The organism is Acetobacter conturbans, assembly GCF_011516755.1.
Lineage (GTDB): Bacteria > Pseudomonadota > Alphaproteobacteria > Acetobacterales > Acetobacteraceae > Acetobacter > Acetobacter conturbans.
Genome location: NZ_WOSY01000068.1, coordinates 1 through 1,198, shown reverse-complemented (window position 1 = coordinate 1,198; position 1,198 = coordinate 1). Strand labels below are relative to the sequence as shown.

The following is a 1,198-nucleotide window of genomic DNA, read 5'->3' as shown; positions in this document are numbered from 1 at the left end:
GGTAATCCCCCCATAAAAAGAGTGACTTTTGAATGAGAATTTTCTCAGCGTAAGAATTGAGGAGATTCTGATGAAGAGTGATCGCTTTACTGACGCCCAGATCATGGGTGTGATCCGCCAGGCTGAGGGCGGTGTCCCGGTTCCTGACCTGTGCCGGGAGCATGGGATTAGCAACGCCACGTTTTACCGGTGGCGCGCGAAATATGGCGGCATGGATGCTTCGATGATCAGTCAGATGAAGGCTTTGGAAGAGGAGAACCGTCGGCTGAAGCGCATGTATGCGGATTTGAGCATGCAGACGGATATCCTGAAGGAAGCCCTTGGAAAAAAATGAAGCGGCCAGCCCAGCGCCGGGAACTGGCCGCACAAGCTGTGGCGCATCATGGGGTCAGCATTGCGCTGGCCTGTCGGATTTTTGGGATATCCGAGACCTGCTTTCGCTATCGTCCGCGACTGGAAGCGGAGAACGACAGGATTGCCGCTCTTCTGGTGGGACTGACCCAGGCTCACAGGAGATGGGGATTTGGTCTGTGTTTCCTGTATCTGCGCAATGTGCAGGGACAGCTCTGGAATCATAAGCGGGTTTATCGGATCTATCGGGAACTGGAACTCAACCTGCGGATTAAACCCCGCAGGCGTCTGGTTCGCGAAAAGCCTGAAAAGCTGTCGGTTCCGGCCCTTCCCAACAGGGTCTGGTCCATGGATTTTATGGCGGACAGGCTGATGGATGGACGTGCTTTTCGGCTCCTGAACATTCTGGATGACTTCAATCGTGAAGGACTGGCGATCGAGGTTGATTTTTCCCTGCCAGCCTGTCGGGTTGTCCGCTGTCTGGAACAGGTTATGGAGTGGCGTGGCAGGCCAGAAGCTATCCGAATGGATAATGGCCCTGAATATGTCAGTCATACGTTGGTTTCATGGGCCGAAAAACAGGGGATTACCCTGATCTATACGCAACCGGGTAATCCGCAGCAGAATGCCTATATTGAACGCTACAACAGAACTGTACGGCAGGAATGGCTGGAGCAGTATTTGTTTGAAAGCATTCAGGACGTGCAGGAGGTCGCAACACAATGGCTCTGGACATATAACCATGACAGACCCAACATGGGGAACAGCGGGCTAACCCCCGCCCAGAAACTAAAAACAGCTGCCTGAATTCTCATTCAATGCCCCACTAAAAATGGGGGGATTACCG

General features: G+C 53.1%; 1 protein-coding gene. It reads left to right on the top strand.

From position 1 onward, the window contains the following. The first annotated feature begins 70 nt into the window (after positions 1–70). Positions 71–1,158 (top strand): IS3 family transposase gene (locus tag GOB81_RS17345; RefSeq protein ID WP_173571461.1). Its coding sequence is split into 2 segments (ribosomal slippage): positions 71–332 and positions 332–1,158, totalling 1,089 coding nucleotides; the frame shifts between segments, so codons are not numbered across the junction. The last annotated feature ends 40 nt before the right edge of the window (positions 1,159–1,198 follow it).